General features: G+C 67.2%; 19 protein-coding genes. 7 read left to right on the forward strand and 12 right to left on the reverse strand.

Features of this window, described 5'->3' with window-relative positions:
• Positions 1-28: 28 nt before the first annotated feature.
• Together AVL48_RS15235 and AVL48_RS15240 are read right to left on the reverse strand one after the other, a co-directional pair.
• Complete coding sequence (locus AVL48_RS15235; RefSeq protein ID WP_061981749.1) at positions 29-1,219, reverse strand: ATP-binding protein; 1,191 nt, start codon at positions 1,217-1,219, stop codon at positions 29-31.
• A 187-nt stretch (positions 1,220-1,406) separates the two neighbouring features.
• Positions 1,407-2,168, reverse strand: coding sequence for a MerR family transcriptional regulator (locus AVL48_RS15240; protein WP_061981986.1), 762 nt, complete (start codon positions 2,166-2,168; stop codon positions 1,407-1,409).
• 71 nt (positions 2,169-2,239) lie between these two features.
• Between AVL48_RS15240 and AVL48_RS15245 the strand changes: the two genes are divergently transcribed.
• Together AVL48_RS15245 and AVL48_RS15250 are read left to right on the forward strand one after the other, a co-directional pair.
• A complete protein-coding gene (locus AVL48_RS15245) occupies positions 2,240-3,271 on the forward strand; it encodes a glycerophosphodiester phosphodiesterase family protein (RefSeq protein ID WP_061981750.1) in 1,032 nt (343 codons plus the stop codon).
• A 130-nt stretch (positions 3,272-3,401) separates the two neighbouring features.
• The gene (locus AVL48_RS15250; protein ID WP_061981751.1) at positions 3,402-3,908 is read left to right on the forward strand and encodes a DoxX family membrane protein; all 507 of its coding nucleotides are present in this window, start codon (positions 3,402-3,404) and stop codon (positions 3,906-3,908) included.
• 57 nt (positions 3,909-3,965) lie between these two features.
• On the opposite strand, the gene AVL48_RS15255 is transcribed toward AVL48_RS15250, so the two are convergent.
• The 4 genes from AVL48_RS15255 to AVL48_RS15270 form a co-directional block, all read right to left on the reverse strand.
• Entirely contained in the window at positions 3,966-4,337 is a 372-nt protein-coding gene (locus tag AVL48_RS15255) for a YciI family protein (protein WP_082857647.1), read from the reverse strand.
• Between the two features lie 119 nt (positions 4,338-4,456).
• A complete protein-coding gene (locus tag AVL48_RS15260) occupies positions 4,457-5,260 on the reverse strand; it encodes an ABC transporter permease (RefSeq protein ID WP_061981752.1) in 804 nt (267 codons plus the stop codon).
• Positions 5,257-6,210 carry an ATP-binding cassette domain-containing protein gene (locus AVL48_RS15265; RefSeq protein WP_061981753.1) on the reverse strand — a complete coding sequence of 318 codons (954 nt, stop codon included), beginning with the start codon at positions 6,208-6,210 and terminating at the stop codon, positions 5,257-5,259. The genes AVL48_RS15260 and AVL48_RS15265 overlap by 4 nt, the downstream gene beginning before the upstream one ends.
• 69 nt (positions 6,211-6,279) lie before the next feature.
• The gene (locus tag AVL48_RS15270) at positions 6,280-7,569 is read right to left on the reverse strand and encodes an acetyl-CoA C-acetyltransferase (protein ID WP_061981754.1); all 1,290 of its coding nucleotides are present in this window, start codon (positions 7,567-7,569) and stop codon (positions 6,280-6,282) included.
• A gap of 92 nt (positions 7,570-7,661) precedes the next feature.
• Here AVL48_RS15270 and AVL48_RS15275 point away from each other — a divergent pair, with 92 nt between their 5' ends.
• Positions 7,662-8,996: a 3-oxoacyl-ACP reductase gene (locus AVL48_RS15275; RefSeq protein ID WP_061981755.1), complete on the forward strand. Its 1,335-nt coding sequence runs from the start codon at positions 7,662-7,664 to the stop codon at positions 8,994-8,996.
• Positions 8,997-8,998: 2 nt separating this feature from the next.
• Entirely contained in the window at positions 8,999-9,844 is an 846-nt protein-coding gene (locus AVL48_RS15280) for a MaoC family dehydratase (RefSeq protein ID WP_061981988.1), read from the forward strand.
• Here AVL48_RS15280 and AVL48_RS15285 read toward each other — a convergent pair.
• A complete protein-coding gene (locus AVL48_RS15285) occupies positions 9,827-10,492 on the reverse strand; it encodes a TetR/AcrR family transcriptional regulator (protein WP_061981756.1) in 666 nt (221 codons plus the stop codon). The genes AVL48_RS15280 and AVL48_RS15285 overlap by 18 nt on opposite strands.
• 127 nt (positions 10,493-10,619) lie before the next feature.
• On the opposite strand from AVL48_RS15285, the gene AVL48_RS15290 reads away from it, so the two are divergent.
• Both AVL48_RS15290 and AVL48_RS15295 read left to right on the forward strand, forming a co-directional pair.
• Entirely contained in the window at positions 10,620-11,255 is a 636-nt protein-coding gene (locus AVL48_RS15290) for an SCP2 sterol-binding domain-containing protein (RefSeq protein ID WP_061981757.1), read from the forward strand.
• Positions 11,256-11,284: 29 nt separating this feature from the next.
• Positions 11,285-11,932, forward strand: a complete 648-nt coding sequence (locus AVL48_RS15295; protein WP_425266132.1) for an SCP2 sterol-binding domain-containing protein — start codon at positions 11,285-11,287, stop codon at positions 11,930-11,932.
• Here AVL48_RS15295 and AVL48_RS15300 read toward each other — a convergent pair.
• The 5 genes from AVL48_RS15300 to AVL48_RS15320 form a co-directional block, all read right to left on the reverse strand.
• A complete protein-coding gene (locus AVL48_RS15300) occupies positions 11,929-13,674 on the reverse strand; it encodes an ATP-binding protein (protein ID WP_061981758.1) in 1,746 nt (581 codons plus the stop codon). The two genes, AVL48_RS15295 and AVL48_RS15300, sit on opposite strands and share 4 nt — an antisense overlap.
• 74 nt (positions 13,675-13,748) lie before the next feature.
• The gene (locus AVL48_RS15305) at positions 13,749-14,231 is read right to left on the reverse strand and encodes an FxsA family protein (protein WP_061981759.1); all 483 of its coding nucleotides are present in this window, start codon (positions 14,229-14,231) and stop codon (positions 13,749-13,751) included.
• Between the two features lie 58 nt (positions 14,232-14,289).
• Positions 14,290-14,790, reverse strand: coding sequence for a P-loop NTPase family protein (locus AVL48_RS15310; protein WP_061981760.1), 501 nt, complete (start codon positions 14,788-14,790; stop codon positions 14,290-14,292).
• Positions 14,791-14,792: 2 nt separating this feature from the next.
• Positions 14,793-16,742 (reverse strand): ABC transporter ATP-binding protein, encoded by a 1,950-nt coding sequence (locus AVL48_RS15315; protein ID WP_061981761.1) that lies wholly within the window; start codon positions 16,740-16,742, stop codon positions 14,793-14,795.
• Between the two features lie 32 nt (positions 16,743-16,774).
• The gene (locus tag AVL48_RS15320; RefSeq protein ID WP_061981762.1) at positions 16,775-17,344 is read right to left on the reverse strand and encodes a TetR/AcrR family transcriptional regulator; all 570 of its coding nucleotides are present in this window, start codon (positions 17,342-17,344) and stop codon (positions 16,775-16,777) included.
• 222 nt (positions 17,345-17,566) lie between these two features.
• Here AVL48_RS15320 and AVL48_RS15325 point away from each other — a divergent pair, with 222 nt between their 5' ends.
• Positions 17,567-18,343, forward strand: coding sequence for a polysaccharide deacetylase family protein (locus AVL48_RS15325; protein WP_082857661.1), 777 nt, complete (start codon positions 17,567-17,569; stop codon positions 18,341-18,343).
• Positions 18,344-18,392: the final 49 nt, after the last annotated feature.

Here is an 18,392-nt window from a genome sequence, read left to right on the forward strand (position 1 = left end):
CTCCAAAGCTAGAGAAGGTCCGAGAGGATTAGTCCCGGCCGAGCAGGTAGTGGCCGAAGTGCGGGACGGTGAAGGCGATGTGCCCGCGCTCGGCGGAGTACACGAGCCCCTTCTTCATCAGGCTGTCGCGCGCGGGAGACAGCGAAGACGGTTTCCGCCCCAGGTAGACGGCCACATCGGCGGTCCCGGCGGCCTCGTCCCGGCCTTGGGTCAGCTCGGCCATCGCGAGCAGGTACTCGCGTTCGGCGGGTGTCGCGCGCTCGTAGCGGGAACCGAAGAAGCCGACAGCGAGTTCCGATTCGGCTTCCGGCGCGGCGACCTGGACGTCCTTCACGGTGATCGGATCGGCCGGGGCCGCGTCCCAGGCGGCCTTGCCGTACGCCTGGATGAAGTACGGATAGCCACCGGACGCGTCGAACAGCGCGTCCAAAGCCTCCGGCTCGATCCCCGCGTCTTCGCGTTCGATGGGTGCCATCACCGCGAGGTCGGCGTCTTCGCGTTCGAGCCTGTCGATGCGCGCGTAGCGGAAGAGGCGTTCCGAGTACGACTTCGACGCCGAAAGGACGGCGGGTACGTGCGGCAGTCCCGCGCCGACCACGACCAGCGGGGCCCCGGACTGTGAGAGCTCATGGCAGGCGGCGCAGAGCGCGGAGACGTCCTCGGGGAGCAGATCCTGGATCTCGTCGATCAGCAGCGCGACGCCGGTGCCGACGTCGGCGGCCAGTTCCGCGACCTCGGTGAACAGTTCGACCAGGTCGATCTCGATGTCGCCGGAATCGGCGCGCCCTTGTGCGGCGGGCACGTCGATGCCGGGTTGCCAGCGGTCACGGAGTTTCGCGTCCGGTTTGTTGACGCGCAGCGCGAACGCCTTGAGCACCCCCAGCACCTGCTCGACCCGGTCCGGCGCGCGGTGGCGCACGGCGAGGTCGCGGATAGCGCGGTGCAACGCGGCCGAAAGCGGCCGCCGGAGTTCGGTGTCGGGGCGGGCTTCGATCTTGCCCGCGCCCCAGCCGTGCTTGATGGCCTTCGAGCGCAGTTCGCCCAGCAGCACGGTCTTCCCCACGCCGCGCAGGCCGGTGAGCATCAGGCTGCGTTCCGGTCTCCCGCGCGCCACCCGTTCGAGAACGACCTCGAAGGCCTGGAGCTCACGCATACGACCGGCCAGCTCGGGCGGCCGTTGACCGGCGCCCGGGGCGAAGGGGTTGCGGATGGGATCCACTCTCCCACGCTATCGGCGTTTCTAGCGTGGAGCCGATATTCCGCCATAGAGGGATAGGCGTGTCGCGCGGGTTACTCCGACCGGCGTGAGATGAAGGGGCCTTTCATCGCAAATTTTGCGATGAAAGCGTCCTTCATAGCGTCCTGGTGGCTCCGAGCGGACGGGTCTGCAGCCCCGTCCCTCGTCCTTACTCACGCAGGTTGCGCTCGGCGTAAACCGCCATCGCGTCGCGGATGTACTCCGCGGTGCCCGTGCCGTACTTCTCGTCGTACTGCCCGTAGCGCGGGTCGTCGACGTAAAGCTGCCCGAGACCGGCGAAGTAGCCCTTCGACACCGTCCGCACGGCCGGCCGGAGCCATTCGTACAGCCGCCGCGTGATCGCCTGGGCCTCGTCGCCGTCGACCGGCAGCCCCTTGGCGTGGGCCTCGCCGAACGCGGCCGCGATGTCCTTCTGCTCCTGCTGATGCGCCTTCTTGTCCTCGGCGCTCAGCGACTTCCACCACCGGTCACCCTGCTTGTAGGCGTCGGCGCCCCAGCGTTCGGTGACCTCCTTCTCGTGCTTCGTGTGGTCGAAGCCGTCGAACACTTCCGTTGCCATCAGTTGCTCACCTCTCTCCGTCTTCCTCAAGGTCGTCCTGACCGATTCGATCTGCCGTCCGAGTCGCTGTCGCTCCTGCTCCAGCCACTTCAGGTGGGTGCGCAGCGCCGCTGCCGTGTCCTGCTCCCCTTCGAGCACTTCGGCGATCGCGGGCAAGCTCAGCCCCAGCTCGCGAAGCAGCAGGATCCGTTGCAGCCGCACCAGCGCGTGCTGGTCGTAGTAGCGGTATCCGTTGTTCCCCACTCGGCTCGGTTCGAGCAGCCCGATGTCGCCGTAGTGGCGCAGCGTGCGGCTCGTGGTCCCGGCCGAGCGGGCGATGTCCTGGATCGACCACTCCTGCTCGTTCGGCATGTCCACGACGGTAGAGGTTGACGTTGCGTCAAAGTCAATCGAAGTTCACCCGGCTGTGTCATGGTTCCGCCATGAAGACCTTTGCGCTGGTCATGGCCACCGCGCTCACCCTGACCACGGCCGGGGTCGCCGACGCGCACCCCCGCCGCACCTTCGACATCCAGGCCCACCGCGGCGGGCTCGGCCTCACGGTCGAGAGCACGCTCGCGTCGTTCGGCAAGGGAATGGAACTGGGGGTGACCACCCTCGAACTCGACCTCCAGATCACCAAGGACGGTCGCGAGGTGATCACTCACGACCGCAAGACGACGCCGTCGAAATGCCGCGACACCGCCCCGGCGACACTGGGCGATCCGGCGTATCCGTACGTCGGGAAGTACGTGAAGGATCTGACGTTCGCGCAGGTCCGCACGTTGGACTGCGGATCGATCCGCCAGCCTGCCCACCCCGGCCAGACGCTGTCCCCCGGCGCCAGGATGCCGACGCTCGCCGAGCTGTTCCAGCTGGCGCGTGACCATCACGCCTGGGGGATCAAGTTCAACATCGAGACGAAGGTCGAGGCCGCCGCCCCGCACGAGACGGCGCCGCGTGAGCAGTTCGTCCAGCGGGCGGTGCGCGAGATCCTGCGCTCGGGTTTCGCGCACAACGTCACCGTCCAGAGCTTCGACTGGGGAACGCTGATGCGGCTGCGCGAGGTCGCGCCGTGGCTTCCGGTGGTCGCGCTGACCCAGCCGGAATTCCTTCAGGCCGGGCAGCCGGGCAAATCGCCGTGGCTGGGCGGCCTCGACATCGACGACTTCGGGGGCAGCCCCGTCCGCGCGGTGAAGTCGTTCGGCGCGAGCGCGCTCTCGCCGGTGCACGGCAATCCGCAGGGCGGCAAGGTCGGTGACCCGGACTACCGGCCGTTCACCACGAAGGCGCTGGTCGCGGAGGCGCACCGGGCGGGGATCAAGGTCGTGCCCTGGACGATCGACGACCCGGCCACGATGCACAAGCTCATCGACGACGGCGTGGACGGCATCATCACCGACTACCCGGACCGGCTACGGGAGGTCGCGGCGGACCGCGGGTTCAAGCTGCCGAAGGCGTATCGGGTTCGCTAACGAAATCTAGGGCTTTCTAGCGTCAGAGAAATATTCACGGATACTCCGTTAGGGCGGTTCGGCGGCCTGGCGGACGGGAAGACTGGGGATAGGTTTGCTGTCCCGGGTCCGGATCAGAAAGGCTACGACCGTGATTCTCCGCCGCGTCGCACGTCCGCTCCTCGCCGCGATCTTCATCTCCGGCGGGATCGGCGCGCTGAAGGACACCCAGGGCCACGCGAAGGCCGCGGAGCCGTTCTTCACCGAGTCCTTCGACAAGCTGGAAGGCGTGCTGCCGGAATCGGTGCCGCGCGACCCCGCCACCCTGGTCCGGATCGACGCGGCGGTGAAGGTCGGCGCGGGACTCGCGCTCGCCACCGGCAGGGCGCCGCGGCTGGCCTCGCTGCTCCTGCTCGGCAGTCTGGTCCCGACGACGCTCGCCACGCACCGGTTCTGGGAAATCCAGGAGCCCGCTGAGCGTCAGCAGCAGCAGATCCAGTTCATCAAGAACGCCGGCCTCGCCGGAGGGCTGCTGCTGGCCGCCGCCGACACCGCGGGCAAGCCGTCGCTCGGCTGGCGCGCCAAGCGGGCCGCCTCCAAGACGGAGAAACACGCCGAGAAGCTGGCGAAGAAGGCCGAGAAGGCCATCACCAAGTGACGACCCGCGTTTAGTCCTCTGGATGCGCTTCGCATCCAGAGGACTAAACGCGTGGGGTCATGAGGTGAAGGCGGCGATGTCCTCTTCCTCGACGACCGTCCGGATCTCGACCTCGATCTCGTCGAACAGCGCGGCGTAGGACTCGGCGAACGAGACGGCTTCGGCCAGGTCCTTGGCGTTGATCAGCGCGAACCCGCCGATGACCTCCTTGGCCTCGGTGAACGGGCCGTCGGTCGCGGTGATCTTGCCGCCGCGCACCTTGCGGACCTTCGCACCCTTCTCCGACGGGTGCACCCCCTCCGCCGTGATCAGGATGCCCTTCTCGAACGAGTCCTGGATGAAGGCGCCCATCTGCTCGATGAACTCCTTGCTCGGGTTCCAGGCTTCCGGGGCGCTCTCGTCGAGCCGGTGCATCATCAGAAACCGCATCGTTGCTCCTCAGTGTCTTGGCGGGCCTGTTTCTACCCGGCCTTCACCAGCGCGTCGAGCGGCTCGACGGCGGTTCGACATTTCGTTCGGAAAAAATGGTTCAGCCGCCGAAAATATTTTCAGCGGCTCGCGACCTTCTTGTACTGGGCCGTCGCCAGCGGCGCGAAGATCGCGATGATCGCGATGCAGCACAGGATCGCGTACAGCGAAGCGTGCTCGGCGGGCCACCCCGTTGGCGCCGCGCCGAAGCGGTTCCCGAACAGGTCACGTGCCGAGTTGATCACCGCGGTGAACGGGTTCCAGTCGGCGATCGTCTTCAGCACGCCCGGCAGTTTGTCCGCCGGGACGAACGCCGTCGAGATGAAGCTCAGCGGGAACATCCACATCAGCCCGGCGCTCTGCGCGACCTCGACGCTGCGCGCGACAAGGCCGATCCACGCGCCGACCCAGGACAGCGCCCAGGCGAACATCAGCATCACCAGGTAGCCGAGCACGGCGTCGAGGAAGCTGCCGCGGATCCGCCAGCCGACGAGCAGACCGCACAGCGACATGACCACCAGCGCCACCACGCTGATCACCAGATCCGAGGTCGTCCGGCCGAAGATCACCGCCAGCCGGGAGATCGGCAACGACCGGAACCGGTCGATGATGCCCTTCTGCAGGTCGTTCGCGAACCCGATCACGGTGAACGCCGAGTTGAACGCGACCGTCTGCGCGAAGATGCCGGCGATCAGGAACTCGCGGTAGGCGAGCCCGCCCGCTTCCCCGCCGATCGCGTCGCCGAAGACGTAGGCGAACAGCAGCACGAACATGATCGGCTGCAGGGTCGCCGCCATCAGCCAGTCCGGGTTGCGCTGGACGTTCTTCAGGTTCCGCCAGGTGATCACGCCACCGTCGGAAAAGGCTTTGGCGATCGTGCTCACTTCTTGGCCCCCTCATCAGTGGCGTGTCCGGTCAGCGAGAGGAAAACGTCGTCGAGCGTCGGCCGGTGCAGCGCGACGTCCTGAATGGCGACGCCGTGGCCGTCCAGCCGCCGCAGTGCCTCGATCAGCGCCTTCGGCCCGCCCTCGACCAGGACGTCGACCCTGCGGGTGTGCTCGTCGACCGCCGGTGTCCCCGAGCCGACCTCGGTGAGGACCTGGCTGGTGACGGCGAGATCGCTCGTGTTCGCCACGACCAGTTCCAGCCGCTCGCCGCCGATCTCCTGCTTGAGTTCGTCGGCGGTGCCGCGCGCGATGACCTTCCCCTTGTCGATCACCACGATCGAGTCGGCGAGCTGATCCGCCTCCTCCAAATACTGCGTGGTCAACAGGACCGTGGTGCCGTCGGCGACCAGTTCCTTGATGACCTCCCAGGTGTCGATCCGGCCGCGCGGATCGAGCCCGGTGGTCGGTTCGTCGAGGATGACCACAGTCGGCTCGGCGACCAGCGCCCCCGCGAGGTCGAGCCGTCGCCGCATCCCGCCGGAGTACGTCTTGGCGGGCCGGTCGGCCGCGTCCTCCAGCCGGAAGCGCGCGAGCAGTTCACGCGCCCTGGACTTCGCCGCGGCCTTCTTGCTCCCATACAGCCTGCCGACCATGTACAGGTTCTCGAAGCCGGTGAGGTTCTCGTCCACGGCGGCGTATTGCCCGGACAACCCGATCGACCGCCGGACGGCGTCCGGCTGGGCCAGCACGTCGTGCCCGGCCACCTCCGCTTCACCCGAATCCGGGCGTAGCAGCGTGGTCAGGATGCGGACCGTCGTCGTCTTGCCGGCGCCGTTCGGCCCCAAGAGGCCCAGCACCTTGCCCGTCGGGATCGACAGATCGACCCCGTCGAGCGCCCGTGTGGACCCGTAGGTCTTGACCAGCGCTTTCGCCTGAACTGCGAACATGCGCACACGCTAGACCCGGGCACCGACAAAGGCACCCGGGTTTTTCCCCGATCCGCCGCGGGCGAACGACTACTTTTCGAGGATCGCGGTGACGCCCTGCCCGCCTGCCGCGCAGATCGAGATGAGTCCGCGGCCGGATCCCTTCTCGTTCAACAGCTTCGCGAGCGTGGCGACGATACGGCCACCGGTCGCGGCGAACGGGTGCCCGGCGGCCAGCGACGAGCCGTTGACGTTCAGCTTCGCCCGGTCGATGGAACCGAGCGGCTCGTCGAGGCCCAGCTTCTCCTTGGCGAACGCCGGGTCCTCCCACGCCTTGAGGGTGGCGAGCACCTGAGAGGCGAAGGCCTCGTGGATCTCGTAGAAGTCGAAGTCCTGCAGGGTGACCCCGGCGCGCTCGAGCATCCTCGGGACCGCGTACGCGGGCGCCATCAGCAGCCCTTCGTCACCGTGGACGTAGTCGACGGCCGCGGTCTGCGAAAACGTCAGGTACGCCAGCACCGGCAGCTTCCTGGCCTTCGCCCACTGCTCGGTCGCGAGCAGGACCGTCGACGCGCCGTCCGACAGCGGCGTCGAGTTGCCCGCGGTCATCGTGCCGTCGGGGCCGCCGAAAGCGGGCTTCAGCTTCGCGAGCTTCTCGACGCTGGAGTCCGGCCGCAGGTTCTGGTCGCGGACCAGCTTGAGGTACGGCGTCACCAGGTCGTCGAAGAAGCCGCGGTCGTAGGCGGCGCCGAGCCGCCGGTGGCTGGTGGCGGCGAGTTCGTCTTGCGCCTCGCGGGTGATTTCCCAGACCTTCGCGGTCAGCGCGGCGTGCTCGCCCATGGAGAGGCCGGTACGCGGCTCGGAGTTGCGCGGGATCTCGGGGACGATGTGGCCGGGACGCAGTTTCGCGGCGAGCTTCAGCCGTTCGGGGAGCGTCTTCGCGGCGTTGAGCCGCACGAGGATCTGACGCAGGTCGTCGTTTACCGCCAGCGGCGCGTCGGACGTGGTGTCGACGCCGCCCGCGATGGCCGAGTCGATCTGGCCGAGGGCGATCTTGTTGGCGACGTTGATGATCGCCTGCAGGCCGGTGCCGCACGCCATCTGCACGTCGGAGGCGGGCGTGGCGGGGTTCAGCTTGCTGCCGAGGACGCTTTCGCGCGCGAGGTTGAAGTCGCGGGCGTGCTTGAGCACCGCGCCGGCGGCGACCTCACCGATCACCTCGTCCTGCAGGGAGAAGCGGCTGACCAGGCCGTCGAGGGCCGCCGTGAACATATCCTGGTTCGAAGCTTGCGCGTATGGACCGTTCGAGCGGGCGAAGGGGATCCGGTTGCCGCCGATGATCGCGACCTTGCGCACGGGTGCCGTCCTTTTCGTGGCCATTTTTTCCACTCCTCCGTAGGCTCTCTCACACTGTAACCTACTAGCGAGTAGGTTAGACTGCGACGTGATGCAAACTGCACGGGAGGCAAGCGATGGCTGACAGGTACCAGCAGTTCACGAAAACCCCGGTGGGGAAGTTCGTGGTGCCGAAGCTCGGCCTGCCGAATCCCGCGACGCTCCGCCGGTACAAGCCCGGTCAGCCCCCTCTCGAGGGTCCCGCACTTCTGGGCGCCGCGCCGGGCGGTCGTCTCGAAAAGGTGATCGAGGCGCAGCTGCACCGTGCGGGTGTCGAGGTCGTCTCGACGGCGGCCGACAAGCACGCCGCGCTCGTCTTCGACGCGACAGGCGTAAAGGACCCGAAGCAGCTTCGCGAGATCTATTCCTTCTTCCACCCGGTGATCCGCGGCGTCGGGCCGTCGGGCCGCGTCGTCGTCCTCGGCACTCCGCCCGAGCTGACCGAGGGACACGAGCGGATCGCCCAGCGCGCGCTCGAAGGCTTCGTGCGCTCCGTCGGAAAGGAACTGAAGCGCGGCGCGACCGCTCAGCTCGTGTACGTCGCCGAAGGCGCCGAAGAAGCCACCGAGTCCACGCTGCGCTTCCTGCTGTCGGCGAAGTCCGCCTTCGTCGACGCCCAGGTCATCCGCGTCGGCACGGAGACCAAGACCGCCTCCGCCCCGGCCGACTGGTCGAAGCCACTCGACGGCAAGGTCGCGCTGGTGACTGGCGCCTCCCGCGGCATCGGCGCCGCCATCGCCGAGGTGCTGGGCCGCGATGGCGCCCACGTCGTCGCGCTCGACATCCCCGCGCAGGGCGGCGACCTGTCGAAGGTGGCCAACAAGGTCGGCGGATCGGCGCTGCAACTGGACATCACCGCCGCCGACGCGCCCGAGAAGCTCGCCGAGTACCTGACCACGCGTCACGGCGGCGTCGACATCGTCGTGCACAACGCCGGCATCACGCGGGACAAGACGCTGGGCAACATGACCGAGGGCGGCTGGGACTCGGTCATTGCGGTCAACCTCGCGTCGCAGCTCGCGGTGAACGAGAAACTCCTGTCCGACAAGGTGCTGCACGAGAACGGCCGGATCATCGGCGTCTCGTCGATCGCGGGCATCGCGGGCAACGTCGGCCAGACCAACTACGCCACCAGCAAGGCGGGCGTCATCGGCATGGTGAACGACGGCGCGCCGAAGCTCGCGGAGTACGGCGGCACGATCAACGCCGTCGCGCCCGGGTTCATCGAGACCAAGATGACCGCCGCGGTCCCGCTGTTCATCCGCGAGGCCGGACGGCGGCTCTCCAGCCTCGGCCAGGGCGGCCTGCCGGTCGACGTCGCCGAGACGATCGCCTGGTACGCGAACCCCGCTTCGGCCGCGGTCAACGGCAACGTGGTCCGCGTCTGCGGCCAGGCCCTGCTGGGGGCGTGATCATGGCGGTCAAGGAACTTCGTGAGACGCCGAGCCTGTCTTCGTTGTACCCCAAGGCTCTGCTCGGCTCGCTGCGCAAGAGCGACGGGAACACCCTGCCGGGGACCGAGTTCGTCCGCGAAGGCGTGGTCGTCGACCCGGCGCATCTCGCCGCGTACAACCGGGTGTGCGGCTTCCGGCTGGACGACGTCCTGCCCGCGACGTATCCGCACATGCTCGCCTTCCCGTTGCAGATGGCGCTGATGACCGAACACGACTTCCCGTTCCCGTTGCTGGGCATGGTGCACGTCGCCAACCGGATCACCCAGCACCGGCCGCTGCGGCTCGACGAGTCGTTCACCCTGCGCGTGCGCGCCGAGGATCTGCGTCCGCACGAAAAGGGCAAGCAGTTCGACGTGGTCAGCGAGCTGCTGGTCAGTGACAGTCCTGTTTGGACGGACGCCAGCACGTACCTGCGCCGTGGCGGCGGCAGCGGGGAGAAGACGGCACGCGGGCAGCTTTCCCAGCCGTCGCCGAGCGCGATCTGGCATGTGCCCGCCGACATCGGCCGTCGCTACGCCGAGGTCTCCGGCGACCGCAACCCGATCCACCTGCACCCGATCACCGCGAAGGCGTTCGGCTTCCCCGCCGCCATCGCGCACGGCATGTGGACGAAGGCGCACGCGCTCGCGGCGTTCGAAGGCAGGCTGCCGGAAGCGTTCACCGTCGACGTCAAGTTCAAACAGCCGGTGCTGTTGCCGTCGAAGGCGGCGTTCACCACCTGGAGCGAAGGCGGGGGCTGGGCCTTCGAACTCTGGAACGCGCGCAAGCCGAAGCCGCATCTGGAAGGTTCAGTCGTCGCTCTCTGACGGCTTCCACACATCGCCTTCGACGAGGTCGTTGAACCCGAGCCAGACGAGGTTCATCAGCCACGAGGCGAGGACGCCGTCGGAGACATCGGGGTGGTCGAGCGCCCAGTCGGCCAGCGACTCGGCCGCCCCGACCAGCGCGGCGGACAGCCCGGCGCCGGAGAACTCGGCCTGTTCACCCAGGCCCTTGCGGGTACCGGCGGAGACGACGAGCGCGGCGACCAGCTCGATCGCGCGGGTGCGCATGTCGGTGATCTCCGCGGCGAAGGCGCCGCCGACGGTCATGGCCTGGCGGTGCAGCACCGTCCACGACTCGCGGTAGTCCGCGACGAACCGGTAGAACGCGCGAAGCCCGTACCAAAGCTGCATGTCCGGCGGCAGGTCGGGTTTGATCCCGTCCTGTACCGCTTCCAGCAGGCGAGTGGCTTCACGGCGGATGCACGCGCCGAAGAGATCTTCCTTGGACCCGAGGTAGGTGTAGATCATCGGCTTGGACACGCCGGCGACCTCGGAGATCTCGTCCATCGACGCGGAGTGATAGCCGTAGCGCGAGAACACCGAGACCGCTGCGTCCAGGATCTGGCGTTCCCGCACCGCTCTCGGCAGCCGTTTGGCGCGTTCGGCAGGACGCGGTACTTCCTCGGACACTCAGGACCTCCCTTTAGTTCCCGTAAGACGCTACCGGGCTGCCACCGGCAGGGGCGCTCGCGGCACGCTTGCCCGCCTACCTACTGGCGGGTAGCCTTACGCTTGGGTAGGCGGAGCTGGAGGGCAAATGACCGAGATCGTGGGGCTGACCGGCCGCGCGCTGGTCGACGAGCTCGAACGGATCGAGCCGGATTCGGCCGAAGCGCACTCGCTCGACGTCAACGAGGTCGCGGGCGCCATCGACCCGAAGGACCTGGGCAAGGACGACGTCCGGCGGCTGCTGACCGCGCTCGGACGGCTCGCCGAATCCGCGCCCGCGTTCGATCTCCGCAAGGTCGACCCGGTCCGGTTCGCGAATCTGGTCGCCCGCGCCTCGCGCGCGCAACTCGAGAGCGTCGTCGCCGAACGGTCGCTGCGGGAGCGTGTCCTGCGAGAGATCTTCGACCGCATGGGCGCGCACATCCGGCAGGACCGCGCGAAGACGCTGCACGCGGTGGTCCACTGGCGGCTGTCGGGCGGCAACGGCGACGGCGGGTACGACCGCTACGAGACGGTGATCTCGCACGGGGAATGCACGGTCAGCAGTCAGATGAAGGAGAAGCCGAGGGTGACGATCACGATCGCGCCCGTCGATTTCTTCCGGCTCATCACCCACCAGGCGACCCCCGCTGTGCTATTCGTCACCGGAAAGATCAAAGTAAAAGGTGACCTGGCCTTCGCGACGGGCTTGATCGGTTTCTTCGACCTTCCGAAACCGTCCTGAGTCCGGCGAAGCGGTTACACTTCCGTGCCGTGCCCCGAAATTCTCCGAACCGGCGCCGGCGGGACAAGGCGCGCTTTTCCCGCCCGTCGCGACCGCACAAGACGCGCACCGGTGGCGAGCACGTCGTCAACGCGTTCGCGGAGAAGCTCGAACTCACGAAACTGAGCCCCGAACAGTTCGTGCAGGTGCTGGAAACCCTGCACATGCTGGGTGAAACCGGTGCGGGTATCGAGTTGAGCTCGCTCGAGACCGAGGTGCTCGTCGACGTCGTACAGCGGGCATCGCGGGAGCAGCTGAAAGCGATCGCCGACCATCCGGAACTGCGCTCGGCGTTCCTCGACGAGATTTTCCGCAGAATGTCGGACCATTTCGCCCCGGAACGCGCGCAGCATGTCAACTTCGTCGTCGCGTGGCGTTTTACCGAAGGTGACGGCGAAGACGGTTTCGATCGCTTTCAAACGGTCATCGAAGACGGCGTCTGCGTTTCCAGCACCGATCTCGCGCGTACTCCGGACACGACCATCACGCTGTCGGTCGACGATTTCATCCGGATGGCCACCGGCAACGCGGCCGTGGCGGCGATGTTCGTGACCGGGAAGGTGAAGGTCAAGGGCGAGTACGCGCCCGCCGTCCGGTTCAGCGGCTATTTCGACATCCCGAAACCGAGCGGCACCTAGCCTTCGACGCCCGTCTCGTCGAGGGTGCGCTGAGGGGTGCGTCGATAACGGACGTTGGGGCTACGGAGATTCCGCTCCGTCGCTTCGATCAAGCCCTGCCGGAGCAGGACGCTCAGCCACCGTGACACCGTCCGGTCGGGGAGTCCTGTCGCCGCTACCAAGTCGGCGCGGGTCGCCTCCTTCTCGCCGAGCGCCAGAAGAAGCCCCTCGCGTCGATCGACGCGACGCCGGTCGGACACGGTGTCATCCGCGGGCGTTGGCACAACGTCGTCGGCGAGGGTGTACTGCGCGTATCGTCGCCCGCCCGTCGGAACCAGAAGACCACGGGCGACCAGATCACCGAGTTCTTCGGTGGCGACGCGAGAGTCGAGGTCGTTCGCGTTGCGGTAGACCTGGTTGTTGAGTGTTTCGCCGTGGAACAACATCGCGAGGCCGTGGCACTGGCTGTCGGTGAGGCCATGCTCTCGAAGCGACGCTATCCACTGGACAGCACCGTCCCCCAACAAGGTGTGGTTGGGGAAGGTCGCCTTGAAAGTGGAGATGTCGTCAGCGAACCGCGGAGGGCTGAGCTTGGCGTCTCGCATCGCGGCCAGCATCGCCGGGATCCCGGAGCCACGGTTTTCGCAGATCGGACGGTCCGACCCGGGTAGCGGCGTGTCCTCGAGGATCTTCAGCAAGGTCGCGTTGCGTGCTGAAGAGGTACCTTCCACGCCGAGATTCTCTTCGCGAACCGAGCCGTAAAGGCCGCCCGGATTACGGATCACCAAACGGTCGGGATACATCTCCACTTGCACCTGGGTTCCATGCGAAGACCCGGAGTAATCGCGGTGAACCAGTGCGTTGACCACCGCCTCGCGTAGTGCCGTCTCGGGGTATTCCCAGGCTTCGGTCCGCCCTGCGCCTCGAACCGTCGATCGGCGTTTCATGTTGCGGCGAAGGGCGATGAGGGCTTCGTCGACGATCACCGGAATCGGCCCTTCGGCAGCGACGTTGTCGATGAACCTCGTCCCTCGCGGGTCGGGCCCTGACTTGGTCGGGTAGTGGACGAAACTCAGCATGAGCTGCGGAAAGAATTCCTGCGGGTACTCGCCCAGCGCCAGGAGTCCGGCCAAAGACAAAACGTCTCCGACAAGGATCTTCGCTCGGCGCAACGCCGCGGTGTCATCCAGGTTCGCGAACGCTCTGCCGCGATGGCGGCGGAGACGACTCAGGAAACTTGCGGTAAGAAATTCGTCGAGGTTCGTAACCGTGGTTCCGGGTACAGGCTGTTCGTCGTCTCGGGGCTGACCACGGTTCGCCACCATCAGTTGGACTTCGTAAGGGCTCAACTTCCGATCGCCATCGGCGACCCTGATGAAGCTTCCCTGTGTCATGCCGGTGCCACGGTTGTATGCGGGTTTGCTGGCAGGGGGCAGTTCAGGGATCTCGGCGACCACCAGGTCCGCATCCTCGAACCGGTGCGTTCCGATGAGTGGCCGAAGGGGTGGCTCCAGGTTCTCCGAACACATCGCGGCCAGATCGGCTTCCAGCTTCGCCGGCTCTTGAACGCCGGTCGCCTCGAAACCGCGGGTTTCGTCCAGGCCGAAGATCAGTACCCCGCCGCTGGTGTTGGCGAAGGCTGAGAGCGTCTCTCGAACGCTCTTAGGGAGCTTCGTTTCTGCGCGTTTGGCCTCCACGGACGCATGATCACCGCCGAGCGCGCGGAGGTTCGCGATGATCTCGATGAGTTCGTCGTGGAGCATGCCGCCCGTCCTAGCTTCGCCACTAGCTTCGCCACTAGCAGTGTAGTGGCGAAGCTAGTGGCGAAGCTGAGGGCCTAGCCTTCGACGATGCGGCCTTCGATCACCGGCGGCTGCTTCTTGGCGGACTCGGCGGGCGGCGTATCGGTGACGACCTCGCTGTCCACGACCATCACCGGCCCGTGTGACCGGTTGGCGAACTTGACCGCGCGGCGCTGCATCCGCTTCTGCCAGACCTTGCGCGCGACACTCCGCGTCGGCGGCAGGATGAACAGCAGGCCGATGACGTCGCTGACGAAACCGGGGAGCAGGATGAGCAGACCGCCGAAGCCGATCAGCATCCCGTCGGTGAGTTCCCGCTCCGCGTCGGCCGGGCGGCCGAGTCGCGCGGACTCGGCGAAGGCCCGGAAGGCCCGGCCGCCTTCGCGGCGGGCGAGCCAGGATCCGATGAACGCGCCGGCGAAGAGCAGCGCGATCGTGCCGAGCACGCCAACGGCCGAGCCCACCGCCCAGACGGCGGCGATCTCGGCGACGACATAGAGCAAGAACGCGACAGCCATACCTGGACAACGTACGGCTTGCCCGTTTTGCTCCCCACCCCCGATACGGTGGTCCTGGTCAACCGATCCGGCTCAGGAACTCCGTTGCCTCGCGTGGCCTGGCCAGCACGATCCGCCGCGCGTGCGCCCCCTGTTCCGTCAGCCGCCGGACTGTCCGCTCCCGGTGGTCCGTCGGCCAGCGCCAGACGTAGGAGTAGAACTCCCGGTCGAAGCGCTCGGGGCAGCCGGGTGCCTGCTTGTCCTGTCCGTACTCGCGCAGGGATCGCACCACTGCCCGGCGGAGGCAGGTACGGCGTGGGTAGTCGAGAAAGAAGATCGTGTCGGCCCGCGGCAGCCGAAGATGCATGGACGCCCCGTAGTTGCCGTCGATCACCCAGGCGTCGGAGGCGACGATCTCCTGCTGCGCGGCGTGGAACTCGTCCTCCGGCGCCTGCGTCCACCCCGGCCGCCAGAAGAGCCGGTCGAGATGGGTGACCGGCAGGTCGAGCGTGGCACCCAGCCGACGCGAGAACGTCGACTTCCCGGCGCCGCTGCAGCCGACGACCATGACCCGTCTCATCGTCAACTGACGGCCTCGTCGAGGTACGCCGCGGCCTGCAGGGTGAACAGCTCGGCGTAGCCCGCCTTCGCCGCCATCAGCTCCTCGTGAGAGCCGTACTCGGCGACCTTTCCGTGTTCCAGCAACAGAATCCGCTCCGCCTGCCGGACGGTGGAGAACCGGTGCGAGATGTACAGCGTCGTACGACCCTCCGAAAGCTCCCGCAGACGGGAGAAGAGGTCGTGCTCGGCCTGGGCGTCCAGCGCGGACGTCGGTTCGTCGAGGATCAGGATCGGCGCCTCCCGCAGGAACGCCCTGGCCAGCGCGATCTTCTGCCATTCCCCGCCGGAAAGGCTGACGCCCTGGTCGAACCAGCGGCCGAGTGGGCTGTCGTACCCGTTGGGCAGGCGTTCGATCCGCTCGTCGGCACCGGCCCGTTTCGCCGACTCCTCGATCCGTTCGCGGTCGACTAGATGCGTCAGGTCGCCGAGTCCGATGTTCTCCGACGCGGTGCCCTGGTAGGTCACGTAGTCCTGGAACATCGCGCTGATCCGCCGCCGCAGTTCGACCGGGTCGTATTCGCGGATGTCGACGCCGTCGAGCAGGATCCGGCCGCCTGTCGGGTCGTAGAGCCGGCACAGCAGCTTGAACAGCGTCGACTTCCCGGCTCCGTTGCGGCCGACGACGGCGACCGTTTCGCCCGGCCGGATCTCGAAGCTCACGCCGTCGAGTGCCGGTTCGGCGGCACCCGGGTAGATGAAGGACACTTCCTCGAACTCGATGTGCCCCTCCACAGTGGACGGAAGGGGGCGTGGCTCCGGCGGCGCGACGATCTCCGGTTCCGTGCCGAGGAAGCGATACAGCGTGTCGAGATAGAGATTGTTCTCGTACATTCCGGAAAACGCGGTGAACAGGCCCTGGACCGACGTCTGCACCGAGGCCGCGGCGGCCGTGTACAGCGCGAGATCGCCGAGCGTGAGTCTGCCGCCGACGGCCTCCAGCGCGATGTACAGCGCGATCGCGGAGCCGGCGGCGGTGCTCAACAGGCCCCAGGACGTCGAGCTGACGCTGCGCTTGCGGGTCAGGATCCGCTGGCGTTCGTAGAACACCTGGCCGAGCCGCTGGAACCGGTCGACGAAGTACGGGCCGAGGCCGAAAAGCTTGGTTTCCTTGGCATAGGTGTCCGTCGTGACCAAAGAGGACAGGTAGTCCATCCGCCGTTTCAGCGGCGACATCAGCAACGTCAGCCAGAACGCGCGGGCGCCGTACTTGGACTGCGAGATGAACGCGGGGATCGGCGCCACGAGTGCGACGAGGGCCAGCAGCGGGCTGATCGAGACGAGCAGCGCGACCATGCTGCTGAAGGTGATCGCCGTGCGCACCAGGCCCAGCGCCGAGTTCATCATCGACAGCGGCCGGGTCGGCGCCTCCTGCGCGGCCTGGCGCAGCATGTCGTAGGAGGCGGATCCCTCGAAATACGACAGGTGCAGCCTGCTCGCGTGACTCATCACCTGATGGCGGATGGTCAGCGTCATCCGTTCCTGCAACAGGGACTGGCCGTAGGTGGTCACTGCCTGCGAGAGCGCGGTGAGCACCAGCGCGCCGAACTGGAACAGCGCGACACCGACGATCGCGCTCTTGGTGCCGTGGCCCTGGATCGCCGCGACCACCGAATCGATCAGCAGCTTCGCGATGTAGGCGGTCGCCGTCGGCAGGAGACCGGACAACAGGGTCACCACGGTGATGGTGATGGTCAGGACCGGGCTCGCCTGCCAGGTCAGCTTCGCGACCTTCGGCAGCCCGCGCACCGTGCCCGCGACGTTGACCCACATGCGGTTGAGCCGTGACTTCAGATCCTTCGGACCGGTTTCGGGCTCGGGCTCCGGGATGTCGACCGGGCCGGTCAGCCCGCTGTCGGGCACGGTCGTGGGTGGCCGCCGTCGTCTGCCGCCGCGGGCCAGGAATATCTCCATACCGCCCCCGCCTCCGCCGGGCGGACCGCCGATCACGCGGGCCCCAAGGCGCCGTGGAGGAAGACGTCGACGAGTTCCATCGTGGTGGGTTCGTCCCCGTTTTCGTCGAAGCGCAGCCGCCCGCTGAACAGCAGCGACAGGAACAGTGCCGCCGATTGCGCCGCGGGAAGCCGGAGCCGGTCCTTCTCCGGTTCGAACAGCTCGGCCATGGCGTCGCGCATCACGCCCATCGATTCCTTGCGCCGGTCCTTGCGGTCGTCATGCCGGTGCTCCGGTCGCTTGCCGGAGCCGTGCATGACAGCCATCAACGCGCCCATGCGCTGGAGATGCGCGCTGAGCGCGTCGGCCGCTTCGATGAGTCTTTCGTCGAGGGGCTGGTCGAGATCGATCACGGCGATCGCGTCGAGTACCTGGTCGGGCTTCAGCGCTTCGGCGAAGCAGGTGGCGAAGAGTTCGTCCTTGTCCTTGAAGACGCGAAAGACGGTGCCTTCGCCGATCCCGGCGGCGCGGGCGATCTGGCTCGACGTGACACCGGCGCCGTGCTCCACCAGCAAGGGCAGCACGGACTGGACGATCATCCGGCGCCGCTCGTCGGCACTCATCCCGGGCGCCCTGCGCCGGGTGGAGGTCTCAGGAGCTGTCATGAGGTCCATTGTGCGGAGTGAGCGCTCACTCCGTCAAATGATTCCGGCGAGTGTACTAGGTCACATTCACGTGGAGGTCACGCAACGTAACACCCGGCTCCCTCGTCACTCAATCGTGTAAACGATTGCTCGAGCTACGACCACGGAGAGGGACGGAGGTGCGGAATGCGTGGTGGTTCCATGGCAAAGCGACCTTGGCGGGTCGCAGCCGCCTTGGCGACGGTGGTGCTCGCTGCGGTGGCGTGTTCGTCACCGAGTCCGGCGGCGCGGCCTGACGAACCCGAGCAGCCGAACCCGGCCCCCGGCGCGGCACCCGGTCCGGCGTTCGCCGCGCCCTACCCGTTCGGCACGATCCAGCAGAAGGCGCCACCGTCGGCGGACGGTGCTGTCCCGGTCGTCCGGCGCATCGCGACCGACAAGCCCTTCGTGTTCATCACGATGGACGACGGCGCGGTCAAGGATCCAGACGCGCTGCGGCTCATCAAGGAGTCCGGCACCCATCCGGTGCTGTTCCTGAACCAGAAGTACGTAAAGGGTCATGAGGCCTATTTCAAGGCCATCCTCGACGGGGCCGGCGCGACGCTCGGCGATCACACCGTGAACCATCCGAACCTCAAGGGCAAGCCGTTCGAGTTCCAGCGCAAGGAGATCTGCGACGACGCGGACGACTTCCAGGCCGAGTTCGGGGTGCGGCCAGTGCTGTTCCGCCCGCCGTTCGGCAACTACGACGGGAACACGCTGCGCGCGGCCGCCGCGTGCGGGATGCGGGTCGCGGTACTGTGGTCCGCGGCGGTCAACGACGGACATGTGCAGTTCCAGGTCGGGGACAAGCTGCGTCCAGGGGACATCGTGCTGATGCACTTCCGCAAGACGTTCACCCAGGACTACACCGCGTTCCTCGAACAGGCCAAGAAGGACGGCCTCACACCCGTACCGCTGGCCGACTTCCTCGGCTGAGGCCCTCGTGAGTGGTGATGACGGGTTGTAACCGTCATCACCACTCACG

Source organism: Amycolatopsis regifaucium, assembly GCF_001613935.1.
Taxonomy (GTDB): Bacteria; Actinomycetota; Actinomycetes; order Mycobacteriales; family Pseudonocardiaceae; genus Amycolatopsis; species Amycolatopsis regifaucium.